This window comes from Mesorhizobium sp. B2-7-2 (genome assembly GCF_006440775.1).
In the GTDB taxonomy this organism is placed as follows: Bacteria; Pseudomonadota; Alphaproteobacteria; order Rhizobiales; family Rhizobiaceae; genus Mesorhizobium.
Map to the genome: position 1 here is coordinate 257,250 of NZ_VFTZ01000006.1, position 13,688 is coordinate 270,937.

Annotated in this window: 14 protein-coding genes; 6 read left to right on the forward strand and 8 right to left on the reverse strand. The window is 63.8% G+C overall.

Translation table 11 applies throughout. The features are described 5' to 3' along the window. Positions 1–6 precede the first annotated feature (6 nt). From FJ425_RS11280 to FJ425_RS11300, 5 genes are all read right to left on the reverse strand, one after another. Positions 7–891, reverse strand: a complete 885-nt coding sequence (locus FJ425_RS11280) for a F0F1 ATP synthase subunit gamma (RefSeq protein WP_140634252.1) — start codon at positions 889–891, stop codon at positions 7–9. Between the two features lie 29 nt (positions 892–920). Beyond that, positions 921–2,450, reverse strand: a complete 1,530-nt coding sequence (atpA, locus tag FJ425_RS11285; protein ID WP_140546138.1) for a F0F1 ATP synthase subunit alpha — start codon at positions 2,448–2,450, stop codon at positions 921–923. Then, on the reverse strand, positions 2,450–3,010 hold the full coding sequence (locus tag FJ425_RS11290; protein ID WP_140546139.1) for a F0F1 ATP synthase subunit delta: 561 nt from the start codon (positions 3,008–3,010) through the stop codon (positions 2,450–2,452). Before FJ425_RS11290 ends, atpA begins: the two co-directional genes overlap by 1 nt. Before the next feature lie 235 nt (positions 3,011–3,245). Continuing rightward, positions 3,246–3,641, reverse strand: coding sequence for a DUF4345 family protein (locus tag FJ425_RS11295; protein WP_140546140.1), 396 nt, complete (start codon positions 3,639–3,641; stop codon positions 3,246–3,248). A gap of 97 nt (positions 3,642–3,738) precedes the next feature. Then, entirely contained in the window at positions 3,739–4,434 is a 696-nt protein-coding gene (locus tag FJ425_RS11300; protein WP_140723433.1) for an aspartate/glutamate racemase family protein, read from the reverse strand. Positions 4,435–4,500: 66 nt separating this feature from the next. Between FJ425_RS11300 and FJ425_RS11305 the strand changes: the two genes are divergently transcribed. After that, entirely contained in the window at positions 4,501–4,743 is a 243-nt protein-coding gene (locus tag FJ425_RS11305) for a type II toxin-antitoxin system Phd/YefM family antitoxin (RefSeq protein WP_140723436.1), read from the forward strand. After that, positions 4,740–5,195, forward strand: a complete 456-nt coding sequence (locus tag FJ425_RS11310) for a type II toxin-antitoxin system VapC family toxin (RefSeq protein ID WP_140723439.1) — start codon at positions 4,740–4,742, stop codon at positions 5,193–5,195. Before FJ425_RS11305 ends, FJ425_RS11310 begins: the two co-directional genes overlap by 4 nt. Here the strand turns inward: FJ425_RS11310 and FJ425_RS11315 are convergent, their stop codons facing one another. After that, positions 5,196–7,379, reverse strand: a complete 2,184-nt coding sequence (locus FJ425_RS11315) for a primosomal protein N' (RefSeq protein ID WP_140723442.1) — start codon at positions 7,377–7,379, stop codon at positions 5,196–5,198. It lies immediately after the preceding gene. A 90-nt stretch (positions 7,380–7,469) separates the two neighbouring features. Here FJ425_RS11315 and fsa point away from each other — a divergent pair, with 90 nt between their 5' ends. Beyond that, positions 7,470–8,126: a fructose-6-phosphate aldolase gene (gene fsa / locus FJ425_RS11320; protein ID WP_140547111.1), complete on the forward strand. Its 657-nt coding sequence runs from the start codon at positions 7,470–7,472 to the stop codon at positions 8,124–8,126. A 204-nt stretch (positions 8,127–8,330) separates the two neighbouring features. Here the strand turns inward: fsa and lptE are convergent, their stop codons facing one another. Both lptE and leuS read right to left on the reverse strand, forming a co-directional pair. Then, positions 8,331–8,909, reverse strand: coding sequence for an LPS assembly lipoprotein LptE (gene lptE / locus FJ425_RS11325; RefSeq protein WP_140723445.1), 579 nt, complete (start codon positions 8,907–8,909; stop codon positions 8,331–8,333). Next, on the reverse strand, positions 8,896–11,523 hold the full coding sequence (leuS, locus tag FJ425_RS11330) for a leucine--tRNA ligase (RefSeq protein WP_140723448.1): 2,628 nt from the start codon (positions 11,521–11,523) through the stop codon (positions 8,896–8,898). The genes lptE and leuS overlap by 14 nt, the downstream gene beginning before the upstream one ends. Positions 11,524–11,814: 291 nt before the next feature. Between leuS and FJ425_RS11335 the strand changes: the two genes are divergently transcribed. The 3 genes from FJ425_RS11335 (at position 11,815) to FJ425_RS11345 (ending at position 13,600) form a co-directional block, all read left to right on the forward strand. Beyond that, complete coding sequence (locus FJ425_RS11335) at positions 11,815–12,477, forward strand: YggS family pyridoxal phosphate-dependent enzyme (RefSeq protein WP_140723451.1); 663 nt, start codon at positions 11,815–11,817, stop codon at positions 12,475–12,477. A gap of 467 nt (positions 12,478–12,944) precedes the next feature. Beyond that, positions 12,945–13,199 carry a type II toxin-antitoxin system Phd/YefM family antitoxin gene (locus FJ425_RS11340; protein WP_140634239.1) on the forward strand — a complete coding sequence of 85 codons (255 nt, stop codon included), beginning with the start codon at positions 12,945–12,947 and terminating at the stop codon, positions 13,197–13,199. Beyond that, a complete protein-coding gene (locus tag FJ425_RS11345; protein WP_140634237.1) occupies positions 13,199–13,600 on the forward strand; it encodes a type II toxin-antitoxin system VapC family toxin in 402 nt (133 codons plus the stop codon). Before FJ425_RS11340 ends, FJ425_RS11345 begins: the two co-directional genes overlap by 1 nt. The last annotated feature ends 88 nt before the right edge of the window (positions 13,601–13,688 follow it).

A 13,688-nucleotide genomic window follows, 5' to 3' on the forward strand; every position in this document is an offset into this window, starting at 1 on the left:
GCGTGATTAGAGCGCCTCGGCGCCCGAAATGATCTCGATCAGTTCCTTGGTGATCTGCGCCTGCCGCTGGCGGTTGTAGGTGATCGACAGCTTGTTGATCATGTCGCCGGCGTTGCGCGTCGCATTGTCCATCGCGCTCATCTTGGCGCCCATCTCGCCGGCCGCGTTCTCCAGCAGCGCGCGGAAGATTTGCACGGCGATGTTACGCGGGATGAGGTCGGAAAGGATCTCGCCCGGCTCCGGCTCGTATTCGTAGACGGCATTGCCGCCATTGGTCGCCTCAGGAGCTGTGGATCCGGCGCCCGCCGGTATGATCTGCTGGGCCGTCGGGATCTGGCTGATCACCGACTTGAACTGCGAATAGAACAGCGTGCAGATGTCGAAGCCGCCATCGTTGAAGAGATGGATGACCTTGCGCGCGATCGCATCGGCATTGGCGAAGCCGAGAGTCTTCACCTCGCGCAGGTCGACACGCTCCAGGATCATCGAAGCGTAGTCGCGGCGCAGGATGTCATAGCCCTTCTTGCCGACACAGATGATCTTCACCTGCTTGCCGTCGGCCAGCAGCCTGCGGATGTGATCGCGGGCGAGGCGCGCGATCTGCGAGTTGAAGCCGCCGCACAGGCCGCGCTCGGCCGTGCAGACGATGAGCAGATGCACATCGTCCCGGCCGGTGCCCGTCATCAGCGCCGGGGCATCGCCGCCGCCGCCGATCGCCTGGGTGATGTTGGCCAGGACCGCGCCCATGCGCTCGGAATAGGGTCTAGCTGCTTCCGCCGCTTCCTGCGCGCGACGCAGCTTCGCCGCGGCGACCATCTGCATCGCCTTGGTGATCTTCTGCGTCGCCTTGACCGAGGCGATACGGTTACGAAGGTCTTTTAACGAAGCCATGCTTCAAACCCGATCCCGTCCAGCTTCGTTCAAGCGAAGGTCTTGGCGAAGGCGTCGATCTCGGCCTTGAGCTTGGCGCGCAAATCGTCCGACAGCGCCTTCTCCTTGCGGATGCCGTCGAGCACGTCCTTGCCGGCCGAGCGCATATGGCTGAGCAGCCCATGCTCGAACTTGCCGACCTGGTTCAGCGGCAGCTTGTCGAGATAACCGTTGACGCCGGCGAAGATCACCGCGACCTGTTCCTCGACCTTGAGCGGCGAGAATTGCGGCTGCTTGAGCAGCTCGGTCAGGCGCGAACCGCGGTTGAGCAGACGCTGCGTTGCCGCGTCGAGATCGGAGCCGAACTGCGCGAAGGCAGCCATTTCGCGATACTGCGCGAGCTCGCCCTTGATGGAGCCGGCGACCTGCTTCATCGCCTTGATCTGCGCCGAGGAGCCGACGCGCGACACCGACAGGCCGACGTTCACCGCCGGACGGATGCCCTGGAAGAACAGGTTGGTTTCGAGGAAGATCTGGCCGTCGGTGATGGAGATCACATTAGTCGGGATGTAGGCCGACACATCATTGGCCTGCGTCTCGATGATCGGCAGCGCGGTCAGCGACCCGTTGCCATTGTCGTCATTGAGCTTGGCGGCGCGCTCGAGCAAGCGCGAGTGCAGGTAGAAGACGTCGCCCGGATAGGCTTCGCGGCCCGGCGGGCGACGCAGCAGGAGCGACATCTGGCGGTAGGCGACGGCCTGCTTCGACAGATCGTCATAGCTGATCAGCGCATGCATGCCGTTGTCGCGGAAATATTCGCCCATGGTGCAGGCGGTGAACGGTGCCAGGAACTGCATCGGCGCCGGATCGGACGCGGTGGCGGCGACGATGATCGAATATTCGAGCGCGCCGCGCTCTTCCAGCACCTTGACGAACTGCGCCACGGTCGAGCGCTTCTGGCCGACGGCGACGTAGACGCAGTAGAGCTTTTCCTTCTCTGGGCCGTTGTCGTGCACCGACTTCTGGTTCAGCATCGTGTCGAGGATGATGGCGGTCTTGCCGGTCTGGCGGTCGCCGATGACCAGCTCGCGCTGGCCGCGGCCGACCGGGATCAGCGCATCGATGGCCTTGAGGCCGGTCGACATTGGCTCATGCACCGACTTGCGCGGGATGATGCCGGGCGCCTTGACGTCGACACGCTTGCGTTCGGTCGCCTTGATCGGGCCCTTGCCGTCGATCGGGTTGCCCAGCGCGTCGACGACGCGGCCGAGCAGGCCCATGCCGACAGGCGCATCGACGATGGCCCCGGTGCGCTTGACGGTGTCGCCTTCCTTGATGTCGCGGTCAGCACCGAAGATGACGACGCCGACATTGTCGGCCTCGAGGTTCAGCGCCATGCCGCGGATGCCGCCCGGGAATTCGACCATCTCGCCGGCCTGGACGTTATCGAGGCCGTAGACGCGGGCGATGCCGTCACCGACGGACAGAACCTGGCCGACTTCGGAAACCTCGGCCTCCCTGCCGAAATTCTTGATCTGGTCTTTCAGAATTGCGGAAATTTCCGCGGCGCGGATGTCCATCAGCCGACCTCTTTCAGTGCAAGCTTGAGCGAATTGAGTTTGGTTTTGAGCGACGTATCGATCTGGCGCGAGCCCATCTTGACGATCAGCCCGCCGAGCAGCGACGGATCGACGGTCATGGCAATGGCCACGTCCTTGCCGGCGATGCTCTTCAGCGTCGCCTTGAGTTCATCTTGCTGCGCGGCCGTCAGCGCATGCGCCGAGGTGACCTCGGCTGACGCCTCGCCGCGATGGTCGGCGGCGATCTGGCGGAACGCCTTGATCATGCCGGGCACCGCGAACAGGCGGCGGTTCTTGGCGACCACGCGCAGGAAATTGCCGACCAGGCCGGTGATCTGGGCCTTATCGGCGATGGCGGCGATGGCCCTTGCCTGGTCCTCGCCGGAAAACACCGGGCTGTTGATCAGCCGCGCGAGATCGTCGCTGCCGTTGAGCATTGCCTCGAAGCTGGCGAGGTCGGCCTCGACTTTGGCAACTGAATTGTCCTGCAGCGCAAGCTCGAACAGCGAGCCTGCATAGCGTTCGGCGACAGCTGAGATTGGCGATGACGATTGGGCCACGGACCGTCTTTTCTCTTGTCTGACAGGCCGCAGATTGTTGGCGCGAGCGAAAACTCTGGCTAAATCTTTGACCTTACTGCATTTTTCCAAGCACGGAGGCGCGGCTTCCGCTATCCCCGGTCGAAAGTCGATTGCCGTCTAGCACAGGCTTTTTAAGACCGCAATGCATCGTCCGGCATGGTTTTCAGGCACTTTTGTCGCATCAGGCGGCTGGGGTGAACCCCAAGCGCCGGATTCACGGTACAAAGCCGAAGGCAAAGGCCAGCGGCAGCGCCGCCAGCGCCAATTCAACCACGATCGAAACCCAGTTGAAAGGGGTGTTGGCGCCGTCCGACATCATCGACAAGAGCCGGCCGAAGGCGGTGAACAGCCAGGAGAAGCCCAGCGCCATGTAAAGCAGCGGCTGCGCCAGAAGAATGCAGCACAGGCTGACGCCGAGATAGAAGCCCGACATGCGGCCGCGTCCCTCGGCGATCGCCGCCGCTTTCTCGGGCCTTGGCTGCAGGCGCAGCGCGCGAAACGCAAGCCCCGGCGCCAGGAACAGGAACAGGCCGAGCGCCAAAGTCACGACGGCGCTCGACCAGGCCAGCCATTCGCCCTGGCTCGCCGGCCACGGAAACGCGAAGTCCATAAAAAAATCCCCCTTTATTTCTCGTTCTGAAACAGCGGCATTCTAGCCGGGGAATGAAGGCGCGCCAGAGGACGGCGGGCGCATTGGGAATCCCGCATCAGGCGAGCGCGAAATCGACCGCGGCCTCGGCGTGGATGCGCGTCGTGTCGAAGACTGGAACGTCGAAATCGCCCTGGCCGATCAGCATGGTGATCTCGGTGCAGCCCATGATGACGCCGTCCACCCGGTCGGTGCGCCGCATCCGGCCGACCTCGTCGAGATAGGCGGATTTCGATTCGGGCCTGATGATGCCCTGGCAAAGCTCGTCATAAATCACCCGGTGCACCATGTCGCGGCCGGCCTGGTCCGGCACGATCGGCTGCAGGCCGTATTTGTCCGCGAGCCGTCCCTTGTAGAAATCCTGCTCCATGGTGAAGCGTGTCGCCAGCAGCGCCGGCCGCTTCACGCCTGCATCGACGACGGCATGCGCCGTGGCGTCGGCGATGTGGATGAGCGGGATCGATATGGCCGACTGCACCGCGTCGGCCAGCTTGTGCATGGTGTTGGTGCAGATCACCAGGCCCTCCGCGCCGCCCGCCTCCAGCTTGCGCGCGGCTTCCACCAGAAGGACGCCCGCGCCTTCCCAGTCGCCCGCATGCTGGCGTTCGGCGATCTCGGCGAAATCGAACGACCACAACAACAGCTTGGCCGAATGCAGCCCGCCCAGCCGCTCGCGCACGATCTCGTTGAGCAGGCGGTAATAGATCGCCGTCGATTCCCAGCTCATGCCGCCGATCAGGCCGAGGGTTTTCATCCGGACTTGTTCCCTTGCTATGCAATCGCTTTATTGAGACCACACGAGACTACAAGCGAGGCAACCTTGAAAACCGTCCAGCTTCGGGAGGCTAAGGCAAGGCTGTCGGCACTTGTCGAGGCCGCGGGAAATGGGAAGCCTACGACCATCACCAGGCATGGCAAGCCAGCAGCGGCCATCGTATCCGTCGAAGAGTTGCAAAAGCTTTATCCGGTCAAACGTCGAAACTTCGGAGAGTTCCTTCTGACTTATCCGGGAGGGATCGAGCTTGAAAGGGACGCGTCACCGTCACGGGACGTCGATCTTTGAGCGGCTGTCTTATCGATACGTGCATCTTATCGGAACTCGAGCCTGGAAAACCGCCTCTTCCAAAAGACATCGCCGACTGGATCGTGGCGCAGGGCGCAAAGCAAGCACTCTTCGTACCAGTTATAGCCATCACCGAGATCGAGAAAGGCATTTGCAAGCTGGCTCGCGCCGGAGCGACAAAACGCGCTGAGGGTCTCGCTGCCTGGCTCAACGAAACTATCGAAGACTTCGCGGATCAAATTCTGGAGGTCAATTCCGATATAGCGCGCAGGGCGGGTCAAATGGAGGAAGCGGCCTCGGCGCAAGGAAAGAACCCGGGGCTGGCGGACATATTGATCGCGGCCACCGCGGCAACCAACGAACTCACTGTGATAACCGCAAATATCAGGCACTTTGAGGCGCTGGGCGTTTGGTGCAGGAATATCCTGCAAGACCCGCCAATCCCCGACTAGTTACAAAAAGCTCTGCGGGTCGATGTCGACCTGCACCCTGACCGAGCCGCGCAGCTTCGGTCCATTCGCCAGCATGGCCCGAATAAAACCCTGCATGTCGGCGCGCCGTTCGCCTTGTACCAGCAGCCGGAAGCGGTGCCGGCCGCCGATCAGCGACAAGGGCGCCTCGGCCGGGCCGAGCACGAAGAGGTCGCTAGCCTGCGGCGCCGCGCGCCTTAACCCCCGCGCATGGCTTTCCGCCTCGCCGCGTGTCGCGGCGCTGACGATGATGCCGGCGAGCCGGCCAAAGGGCGGCAGCGCCGCCCGTTCGCGCTCGGCGATCTCGCGCTCGTAAAACGCTTCCGAATCGCCCGAGACGATCGCCCGCATCACCGGATGGTCCGGCTGGTAGGTCTGCAGGAGGCCGAGGCTCTTCTTGCCGGTGCGGCCGGCGCGCCCCGTCACCTGGCTGAGCAGCTGGAAAGTGCGCTCGGCGGCGCGCGGATCGCCATTGGCCAATCCCAGATCCGCATCGACCACGCCGACCAGCGTCATGCCGGGGAAATTGTGCCCCTTGGCGACCAGCTGCGTGCCGATGACGATATCGGCCTCGCCATTGGCGACCGCCTCGAGTTCGAGCCTGAGCCGGCGCACCCCGCCCAGAAGATCGGACGACAGCACGATGGTGCGGGCATCGGGGAAATGCCCGACCACTTCCTCGGCGATGCGCTCGACGCCTGGGCCGCATGCCACCAGATGGTCGAGCGTGCCGCATTCCGGGCAGGCTTCCGGCCGCCGCTCGTTATGGCCGCAATGATGGCAGACGAGCTGGCCGCGAAACCGGTGCTCGACCAGCCAGGCCGAGCAGACCGGGCAGCCGAAGCGATGGCCGCAAACTCGGCAAAGCGTCAGCGGCGCATAGCCGCGCCTGTTGAGGAAGAGCAGCGACTGCTCCTTCCTCTCCAGCGTGCGCTGCATCTGTTCCAAAAGCACCGGCGACAGGAAGCCGCCCCGCGCCGGCGGCGAACGCCGCATGTCGATCGACTTCAGGTCGGGCAGCGCTGCTTCCGCGAAGCGCGACGACAGCACGGCCCGGTCGTAGCGGCCCTGGCCGGCGTTGACCCGGCTTTCCACCGAGGGTGTCGCCGAAGCGAGCACGACCGGGAAGCCGCCGATATGGCCGCGCACCACCGCCATGTCGCGCGCATTATAAAAGATGCGGTCTTCCTGCTTGTAGGCGGGATCGTGCTCCTCGTCGACGACGATCAGGCCGAGTTCCTTGAACGGCAGGAACAGCGCCGAACGCGCGCCGGCGACGACGCGCACCCCGCCTTCCGCAATCTGGCGCCAGACGCGTTCGCGCATCCGGGGCGGCAGGTCGGAATGCCACTCCGCCGGCTTGGCGCCGAACCGGTCCTGGAAACGTTCGAGGAAGGCATGCGTCAGCGCGATTTCAGGCAACAGGATCAGCACCTGCCTGCCCTTGTCGAGCGCCGCCGCTATCGCCTCGAAATAGACTTCCGTCTTGCCCGATCCGGTGACGCCGTCGAGAAGGGTGACGTTGAAAGTGTCGGCCGCGATTGCCGCGCGCAGCTTCTCCGCCGCCGCTTTCTGGTCAGGCATCAATTCCGGCACGGCATGAGAGGGATCGGGCGCCGCCACCACCGGACGCGGCGGGATCATCACCGTCTCGAACACGCCCTGTGCCCGCAACCCGTCGATGACGGTCGAGGACACGCCCGCGGCATGCGCCAGCCCCGAGCGCGTCCACGCAAGGCCGCCCTCCGCGGTTTCGAGCACGCGCCGCCGCGCGTCGGTCAATCGGTCCGGTTCGGCCAGCGTGCGCTGCAGCCCTTCGATCCATGGCTCCGGATCGAACGCCTCCGGTGCGCGCAGCAGCATGCGCGCCACCATGCCAGGGGCCGACAGCGTGTATTGCGCGATCCAGTCGACGAAGCGGCGCATCGCCCTGTCGATCAGCGGGCAGTCGAACACCTCCTCGATCGGCCGCAGTTTCTTCGCATCGACGGTTTCGACGGCGCCGTCCCAGACGATGCCCGCGACCTGGCGCGGCCCGAGCGGCACGCGCACGATCGAGCCCGGCACCACGCGCATGCCTGGCGGCACGGCATAGGTGTAGGGCCGCTCGGCCGGCATCGGCACCAGCACGGGAGCGGCTGCGACAAAGGGCGAATCTTCCATCATCAGGCGTGACCTTGCCCTGACTTTGGTCTAGATCAAAGGGGACCCTCGCATCTGCCTGGCTGGCGCCCGGCAATCCCCAAGGAGACCGCCATGAAATTTTTTGTCGACACCGCTGACATCAAGGAAATCAAGGAGCTCAACGATCTGGGGCTGCTCGACGGCGTCACCACCAACCCCTCGCTGATCCTGAAATCGGGTGGCAAGATCATCGAGGTCACCAAGCAGATCTGCGACATCGTCGAAGGTCCGGTTTCGTCCGAGGTCGTGGCGACCGAGTACAAGGACATGATGGCGGAAGCCAAGGTGCTGGCCAAGATCGCGCCGAATATCGCCATCAAGGTGCCGCTGACGCTCGACGGCCTGAAGGCCTGCAAGACCATCCGCACCGAGATGGACCGCATGGTCAACGTGACGCTCTGCTTCTCGGCCAACCAGGCGTTGCTGGCCGCCAAGGCCGGCGCCTCCTTCATCTCGCCTTTCGTCGGCCGCATCGACGACACCGGCTCGGACGGCATGGAGCTGATCTCGGAAATCAAGCAGATCTACGAAAACTATGATTTCAAGACCGAGATCCTGACCGCCTCCGTGCGCACGGTGAACCACGTCAAGCAGGCCGCGCTGATCGGCGCCGATATCGTGACCGCGCCGCCGGCGACGCTGAAGGCGCTGGTCAATCACCCGCTGACGGACAAGGGCCTCGCCGCCTTCCTCGCCGACTGGGCCAAGACCGGCCAGAAGATCGGCTGACGCCGGCTCCCGTGAAACCTAAAAGGCCGGGTGACCGGCCTTTTTAGTTTCAAACGGTGCGCCAAGGTGTGTCGAGATTCAGGTCAGGCCGCGCCGAGGACGGTGGCTTCCGAGAGCCGGAGCGGAGCGTACTGAAGTACGTGAGCACCGGAAGCGCAGGGAGCCGCCGTTCGCAGGCCGGCCTCACCTGAATATCGGCACAGCTCAGGCTTTCTTGCCATGCTTGGCTAGATCCTGCGCGATCGACAGCCGCAGCAGATCGGCAAGCTCCCGCGCGGCGCGGTTCTCGGCGTCGATCTGTGCGCGGTAAGCCGCGAATTCCTGGCGCGGCCGGTCGAAGGACGAGGGGATCGAGCGCTTGCCGACGGCAATCACCGTGTTGGTCGCGGTATCCCTGAGCACGTAGTTGGCGGTCAGCGTGACCGTGCCCGCCGTCGGCTCGTCTTCCTGAGTCTGCACCTGCACGATGGCCGCCGATTCGACGAGCTCGGTGACGCCGAGATCGAGCGTGTAGGCCGGCGCGGCCGGCTCGCCCGAGCCTTGCCCGAAGGCGAAGATCAGATTGTTGCGCACCTGCTGCGCGTAGCGGGTATTGACCGGCTTGATCGAGATCGAGCCGAGCTCGGCGGAGGCGCTGAGCGATCCGGGCGACAGCGGCTGGCTGGAATAGAGCGGCCGCACGGTGCAGGCCGAGACCAGCGCCAGCGCGGCGACCATGCCGCAGAGCGCCAAGCGGCCGCGCAGGCGGACCGCATCTGACTTCACCGGATCAGGCAACGACATTGACGATCCTCTGCGGCACGATGATCACCTTGCGCGGAGCCTTACCTTCCAGTGCTTTTTGCACGAAGTCGAGAGCCAGCACCGCTTTTTCGACGGCACCTTGATCCGCGTCGCGAGCAATTGTCAAATCCCCGCGCTTCTTGCCGTTGACCTGCACCGGCAGCACGATCTCATTGTCGACGACGAGCGCCGGGTCGTAGACCGGCCAGGGCCGCTCGGCGACCATTTCGGCGCCGCCCAGCTCCTGCCAGCATTCCTCCGCCAGATGCGGCATCACCGGCGCAATGATGTGCACCAGGATTTCCACCGCCTCGCGGCAGGCGCCCTTCAGCGCGTCATCGGCCTTGCCTTCGGCAACGTCGGCGAGCGGCGCGGCCAGCGCATTGGCGAGCTCGTAGATGCGGGCGATCGCACGGTTGAAGCCGAGCTTCTCGATGTCCTCGCCGACCGCCTTCAGGATCTTGTGCGCCGCCTTGGAAACGGCGCCCGCATCGCCATCTTTCGCCGCCGCCGGCTTCACGCCGGGCAGCTGCTCGGCCGCGATCTGCACCAGGCGCCAGATGCGCTGCACGAAGCGGTGCGCGCCGGCCGCACCCTCGTCGGTCCATTCGACGTCGCGCTCCGGCGGCGAGTCCGACAGCATGAACCAGCGTGCCGTGTCGGCGCCGTAGCCGTCGGTGATCTCTTCCGGGCTCACCGTGTTCTTCTTCGACTTCGACATTTTCTCCAGCGCGCCGACCGTCGCCTCCTCGCCGGTGGCGATCTCGACGGCGCGGCGCTTGCCGTCGACGTCCTCGAGCCTGACCTCGCTCGGGGATAGCCAGCGCCCATTGTTGGACGGGCCGCCGACGCGGTAGGTCTCGTGAACCACCATGCCCTGCGTGAACAGCCCCTTGAACGGCTCGGTCAGATTAAGGTGACCGGTCTCGCGCATGGCGCGGGTGAAGAAGCGCGAATAGAGCAGATGCAGGATCGCGTGCTCGATGCCGCCGATATACTGGTCGACCGCCAGCCATTCGTCGGCCGCTTTCGGCTCGGTCGGCTCGTTTGCCCACGGCGCGGTGAAGCGTGCGAAATACCAGGACGAATCGACGAAGGTGTCCATCGTGTCGGTCTCGCGCCGCGCATCGCGGCCGCATTGCGGGCACTTGGCATGCCGCCATGTCGGATGACGGTCGAGCGGGTTGCCTGGGCGGTCGAACTCGATGTCGTCGGGCAGCTTCACCGGCAGGTCGGCCTTCGGCACCGGCACGACGCCGCAGGCCTCGCAATGGATCATCGGGATCGGGCAGCCCCAGTAGCGTTGGCGCGAAATGCCCCAGTCGCGCAGGCGGAAATTCACCTTGCGCTCCGCCATCGGCCGGCCGCCGATGCTTTTCTGCTCCAGGAGCTTTGCCACTTCATCGGACGCCCTCTCGGGCTTCATGCCGTCGAGGAAGCGCGAATTGATCATCACACCGTCGCCGTCATAAGCCTCCTCGATGATCTGGAAGCTTCCCTGGTTTTCGCCTTCCGGCATCACCACCGGAATCACCGGCAGGCCATATTTGTTGGCGAAATCGAGGTCGCGCTGGTCGCCCGACGGGCAGCCGAAAATGGCGCCGGTGCCGTATTCCATCAGCACGAAATTGGCGACATAGACCGGCAGCGTCCAGTTCTCGTCAAAGGGATGGACGACGCGGATGCCGGTGTCGAAGCCCTTCTTCTCGGCGGTCTCGAGCGCGGCCACCGAGGTGCCCATGTGGCGGACCTCCTCGATGAACTTCGCCAGCTCGACATTGTTCTCGGCGGCTTTTCTCGCCAGCGGATGGTCCGCGGCGACCGCCATGAAGGAGGCGCCGAAGATGGTGTCGGGCCGGGTCGTGTAGACTTCCAGTTCGTTCATGTCGCCGACCGGCTTTGCCAGCGGCCAGCGGATCAGCAGCCCTTCCGAGCGGCCGATCCAGTTGTGCTGCATCAGCTTGACCTTTTCGGGCCAGTCTTCGAGTCCGTTGAGCGAGTCCAGCAGGTCCTGCGCGAAGTCGGTGATCTTGAAGAACCACTGCGTCAGCTCGCGCTGCTCGACCAGCGCGCCCGAGCGCCAGCCGCGGCCGTCGATGACCTGCTCGTTGGCGAGCACCGTCATGTCCTCCGGGTCCCAGTTGACCTTGGAGGATTTGCGCGTCACCAGCCCCTTCTCGACGAAGTCGAGGAACAGCATCTGCTGGCGGTGGTAATAGTCGACGTCGCAGGTCGCGAACTCGCGCGCCCAGTCGAGCGACAGGCCCATCATCTTGAGCTGCTCGCGCATGACCGCGATGTTTTCGTAGGTCCAGTCCTTGGGGTGGACCTTGTTCTGCATCGCGGCGTTTTCGGCCGGCATGCCGAACGCGTCCCAGCCCATCGGGTGCAGCACGTTAAAGCCCTTGGCGCGCTTGTAGCGCGCCACCACGTCGCCCATCGTGTAGTTGCGGGTGTGGCCGATATGGATCTTGCCCGACGGATAGGGGAACATCTCGAGCACGTAGTATTTCGGCTTCGGATCGTCGTTGCGGGCCTCGAACAGCTTCTTTTCGGCCCAGGCCTTCTGCCATTTGGGCTCTGACGTACGCGGATTGTAACGTTCGGTTGCCATCGGATGTTTTTCACTTAAAAGCAGGTGCGCGGTGCTGGATTTAAGGCGTGTCGATATTCAGGTCAGGCCGAGCCGAAAATGGCGGGTTCCGAGAACCGGAGCGGAGCGTACTTTTCGTACGTGAGCACCGGAAGCGCAGGAAACCGGCATTTGCAGGCCGGCGTCACCTGAATATTCGACACGCCTAGGCCGGCAGCCGAGACAATGTCGTCGCGGTGTTCACCATGGATTGCCGGACCCGTCAACTGCGGCGAGCCGGCTCCGGCGTAAAACTATGGGCAGGATAGTGGCATGACGAGCGCCGTAGAGCAGCTTCACGCGGTCAGGGCGAAGATCGCGAATGCCGAACGCGAGGCGAAGCGAGCGGCCGGCGCCGTCACGCTGGTGGCGGTGTCGAAGACCTTCGCGGCCGAGGACATCCGCCCCGCCATCGAGGCAGGCCAGCGCGTCTTCGGCGAGAACCGCGTGCAGGAAGCGCAAGGCAAATGGCCGGCGCTGAAGGCGGCATTTGCCGATATCGAGCTGCACCTGATCGGCCCGCTGCAATCCAACAAGGCCAAGGAAGCGGTGGCGCTTTTCGACGTCATCGAGACGCTCGACCGCGAGAAGATCGCCGCTGAGCTTTCAAAAGAAATGACCCGGCAGGGCCGGGCGCCGAAACTCTATGTCCAGGTCAACACCGGCTCCGAGCCGCAAAAAGCCGGCATCGAGCCGCGCGAGGCGGTCGCCTTCGTCAAACGCTGCCGCGACGTGCATGGTCTCGCCATCGAAGGCCTGATGTGCATCCCGCCAGCCGATGAAAACCCCGGCCCGCATTTCGCGCTGCTGGAAAAGCTCGCCCGCGAGGCGGGCGTCGCGAAACTTTCGATGGGCATGTCCGGCGACTACGAGACCGCGATCGCCTTCGGCGCGACCGGCGTGAGGGTCGGGTCGGCGATTTTCGGCAACCGGTGACGCCGTCACCCGCTACCTTTCGCTGGAGTTGATTGATATTCCGCTGCGCGCTATATCTAGCCAAGCTAGCTAGTGGCACTGCACAGTGATATTGACCGGTCGGCTCTGTTTGCGTTGGCAGGTGGCATGCGTTGGAGATTGGCCGAAACGCCCATCGCGATCGTCATTCTAGGGCGGAGCAGGAGCGAAGCTCCGTCGCGAAGACTCTGGAATCCATGCCGTTACCTTCGCCAAGGAATGCAACGGAGCAAAATTCTGCACCGCGGCGGCGCTTCCAAGTCACGGAATGGATTCTATGGTCTGCGCGCGTCGCTTCGCTCCTTGCTCCGCCATAGAATGACGAGGTTGAGGCGGCTTCAACCAATCCCCGGCGTTTGTGCTGATTTCACGGAAATGAACGGAAAATCTTGCACCAAGACAAACGGCAACCTTTCAAAATCCCCATGTCGGGGAACCAGGAGCTGCGGATGAACTGGCATCTTCAGGACGCGAAGAACAATTTTTCAAAAGTGGTCCAGCGCGCCCGCACAGAGGGGCCGCAGACCGTGACGCTTCGCGGCGAACGGGCAGCGGTCGTGCTGTCCGCCGAGGACTACGACCGCCTGGCCGGGAAGAAAAAATCGCTCGCCGAATATCTTCTGACCGGCCCAGGCTGGGACGATGAGTTTGATAAGGAAATCACCCGCCGCCCGGATACGATGATCCGGGACGTCGACTTCTAATGTATCTGCTCGATACGAACGTTGTTTCAGACGTACAAAGGCGGCAACCGAAACCAACCGCCTGGCTGGCTTCGGTTGATCCGACCTCGATCAGTCTCAGTGTGATCACCATTGGTGAGATCGAACGTGGGATCGTCAAGCAGCGCAAGACCGACCCCGACAGGGCAGCCCGGCTTGACGTCTGGCTGCGGGAACTGCGCCGAGACAATACGGACCGCATCCTGGCGATCACGGAAGAGATCGCCCTCGCGTGGGGCCGCATCACGGCGGGACGTACGCGAGGGAACGCCGACACCCTTATTGCAGCGACCGCCCTCGTGCACGACCTGATCCTGGTCACTCGAAACGTCGCTGACTTCGAAGACGTGGGCGTGACGGTCGTCAATCCCTGGGAAGTCTGACGTTTCAAGATCCGCTGATTGGCAACTTCACATCAAGTTGACCACCGCGCTTGCGCCAGAACTTGAAACGAAACGGGCCGTTCCTATT